Here is a 3310-nt window from a genome sequence, read left to right on the forward strand (position 1 = left end):
TCCCCGCCGCCTGCTTTTGCGGCGGGGAGATATAGCGGACAGCAGGATAAGCTCCTGTTAAATAATATGATGATTCACATTATACAAGCATTTAGGCCTGTGTGTTTAGCTTGCTGCTCCTGCGGCTGAAGCCGAAATATATGACCAAGCCCAGGAGGAGCCACACGCCAAACCATATCCAGTTAGATAGTGCCATCCCGGTGAGCAGGTAACAGCACGATACCAGGCCGAGCAACGGAATAAGGGACAGATTTTTCCGGAAAGCAACTATAGCCATAATTATACAAAACAGGAAAAAAATAATCATGGAAACCTTATTGGTCACTTTACCGCCTGATATAGTAAAGGTCTCAGAGAAATATCCGGGAAATAAAGTATAAACAGCAATAGCAGATATTGCCACTATTCCCGGAAAGATATATTTTGAATTTATATAAGGTATCCTGAATTTTCCTCTTGCCTGGCGTTCTGAGAGTTCTTCTTCGCTCTGCGGCGAAAGCACAAGTACGCCCCCGCAAACAAGCACAAAGGCAAACAGGGTGCCTATACTGGTAAAATCAAGCACAAAATTTTCATCAGTAAAAAAAATAGGCAGCCCAACAACGACACCTGTGACAATAGTAGCAAATCCGGGAGTTTTAAACCTGGGGTGTATTGATGAAAAACGGCGTGGCAGCAGTCCGTCACGGCTCATGGTCATCCAGATACGCGGCTGGCCCAGCTGAAAAACAAGCATTACACTGGTCATGGCTACCACAGCGGCCACTGATACAATGAAAAGCATCCATTTGACCCCTTTAAGGGCAAAAATCTCCGCCAGCGGGTCGCTTACCCCAAGCAGTTCGTAAGACACCATCCCGGTGAGTACAAGTGCTAATATAATATAAAGGGCAGTACATATCACCAGGGAATATATCATGCCTTTGGGGAGGTCGCGCTGCGGATTTTTAGACTCTTCGGCAAGTGTAGACACGGCATCAAAACCTATGTAGGCAAAAAATACGGCTGATACACCGGCCATAACGCCACCAAAACCTTTAGGCATGAAGGGAACCCAGTTTTCAATATCTACATAAAAAAAACCAACAGCTATGACAAGGATGATGATAAGCAGCTTTATCACTACCATAGCATTGCTGAAATTTTTAGATTCTTTAGTACCCCGGTAAACCAGGTAGGTAATCAGCAGGTTTATCATTACGGCGGGCAGGTCAAAGATTATCCTGAGGCTCCCAATCATTGGCGCGTTTTGCCACGCCAGCATTCCCTCTCCTGCTTTACCTTCGGCAAAGGCCTGGTGTGCGGCGCGGTAGTTTATAGTAAGCCAGTCGGGCAGGTGGATATGGGCACTCTCAAGCAGGTTAGTAAAATAGCCGCTCCATGAAAATGCTATATAGATGTTGCCTATGGAATATTCCATGATAAGAGCCCAGCCGATAATCCATGCGAAAAGTTCGCCAAACGACACATACGCGTACGTGTAAGCACTTCCAGAAACAGGTACCCGCGAAGCGAATTCGGCATAGCACATAGCCGTAAATCCGCAAGCGATGGCACAAATGATGTAAAGCAGTATAACGGCAGGCCCGCCGCTGAAGCACGCGTTACCTATAGCACTAAAAGTCCCTCCCCCGATAATTGCCGCAATTCCGAAAAAAGTAAGGTCGCGTACCGTAAGTACCCTGTGCAGCACAGTAAATTCTTCGCCATCCCCCCCCTGTTGTATTGTTTTTGCTATAGGTTTCCGGCGGAATATATCTTTTAATGCCATTTGTTATTTTTATTATATCCGAAATTTTAAAATTTGCTATTGCAACAAATATAGAAAAACTTGGCAGATACAGCCTCGCATCAATTGTTTATTTCTAAATCAGGGATTATCAATTAATAGCTTAACCTTATTTGCAGATAAAAAAAATCTATATGAATAATTCCGCATATAGCGGTTTAAGGCCTACCTTTGCACAAAAATTTATAAATCATAAAAATATAATACTATGTCATTAGTAGGAAAAAAATTCCCAAATATTACAGTTGACGCGATTTCAGAAATGGGAGATAACCTGAAAATCAACATTTACGAAGAAGCTGTGAACAATAAGAAGAAAGTACTGCTTTTTTGGTATCCAAAAGATTTTACATTCGTATGCCCGACTGAGCTGCATGCTTTCCAGGCCGCGCTTAAGGAGTTTGAAAAGAGGAATACTCTGGTTATTGGCGCTTCATGCGATACTAATGAAGTACACTTCGCATGGCTCAATACACCAAAAGACAATGGCGGCATTGAAGGTGTTACCTACCCTTTGCTGGCTGATACCAACAGGAACCTTTCGAACATACTGGGTATCCTGGATATTGAATCTACAAGCTATAGTGAAGAAACAGACTCTGTTATTATTGAAGGTTCAAACGTGACCTACAGGGCTACCTATCTCGTTGATGAAGATGGCAAAATATTCCATGAAAGTGTAAACGACATGCCGCTTGGCCGTAATGTAAATGAGTACCTGAGGCTTATTGACGCTTATACACACGTACAAACCAAAGGGGAAGTGTGCCCAGCCAACTGGGAAGAAGGCAAAGAAGCCATGACTGCGGACCGTAAAGGCGTTGCCACTTACCTTAGCGCAAATTAATTAAATAAAAAACAGCGTTATGTTACAGGAATTAGAAAAGGATAATTTAGCAGAAATAGTAGCCGTGGAACCCATGGTAGTAGTGCAGTACTCTGCGGGATGGTGCGGTAACTGCAGGATTATGAAGCCAAAATTTAAAAAAATGGCTTCGGAGGTTGAGAATGTAACCTTTGTAATTGCTGATGCTGAAAATTTCCCTGAGAGCCGCAAATTGGCCAAAGTAGATAATTTACCAACATTCGCCGCTTTCAGGAACGGAACCCTCTTGAATCAGGTCCAGACCAATAAAGTTGAAGTGCTAACAGACCTTATCAATGAAGTTACCCGTAATTAAGCACCTGACACAGTTCATCGAAGAGAACGACCAGGACTATGTTATTGAGGCGCTGGAAGTACTTGAAGCCCTTACAGAAGTGCCTTCACTTAAAGATGAAGAACTTGATGTGGTAGGAGAACTTATTTCAAATATGTATGGCGCCCTTGAAGTACATAAGATGATACGTGATGGCATGGATAAAAAAGAAGCGCTGAATGCATTTATGATGCGCGTTCTTGGTGCGATAGATAAGAATTAAGCGCTAAAAAAACCGAATTAACGCCTCCTATTGCAGGGGGCGTTTTTTATATCATTGAAGTGGTTTAAACTTTTATTTTATTAAATTTCTTTAGTGCGA

The 3310-nt window shown here is 42.8% G+C and carries 4 protein-coding genes; 3 read left to right on the plus strand and 1 reads right to left on the minus strand.

Annotated elements, in window-relative coordinates:
• Nucleotides 1–91: 91 nt before the first annotated feature.
• On the minus strand, nt 92–1771 hold the full coding sequence (locus tag CHU92_RS00955) for an amino acid permease (protein ID WP_094411692.1): 1680 nt from the start codon (nt 1769–1771) through the stop codon (nt 92–94).
• 226 nt (nt 1772–1997) lie between these two features.
• Between CHU92_RS00955 and CHU92_RS00960 the strand changes: the two genes are divergently transcribed.
• Genes CHU92_RS00960 through CHU92_RS00970 form a run of 3 tightly spaced genes read left to right on the plus strand, consistent with a single transcriptional unit; the run spans nt 1998 to nt 3211 of the window.
• Nucleotides 1998–2636, plus strand: coding sequence for a peroxiredoxin (locus CHU92_RS00960; RefSeq protein ID WP_094411694.1), 639 nt, complete (start codon nt 1998–2000; stop codon nt 2634–2636).
• Between the two features lie 19 nt (nt 2637–2655).
• Entirely contained in the window at nt 2656–2970 is a 315-nt protein-coding gene (locus CHU92_RS00965; protein ID WP_094411696.1) for a thioredoxin family protein, read from the plus strand.
• On the plus strand, nt 2951–3211 hold the full coding sequence (locus tag CHU92_RS00970) for a DUF6952 family protein (protein WP_094411698.1): 261 nt from the start codon (nt 2951–2953) through the stop codon (nt 3209–3211). The genes CHU92_RS00965 and CHU92_RS00970 overlap by 20 nt, the downstream gene beginning before the upstream one ends.
• Nucleotides 3212–3310: the final 99 nt, after the last annotated feature.

It is taken from the genome of Flavobacterium cyanobacteriorum (assembly GCF_002251835.1).
GTDB classification, from domain to species: domain Bacteria; phylum Bacteroidota; class Bacteroidia; order Flavobacteriales; family Flavobacteriaceae; genus Flavobacterium; species Flavobacterium cyanobacteriorum.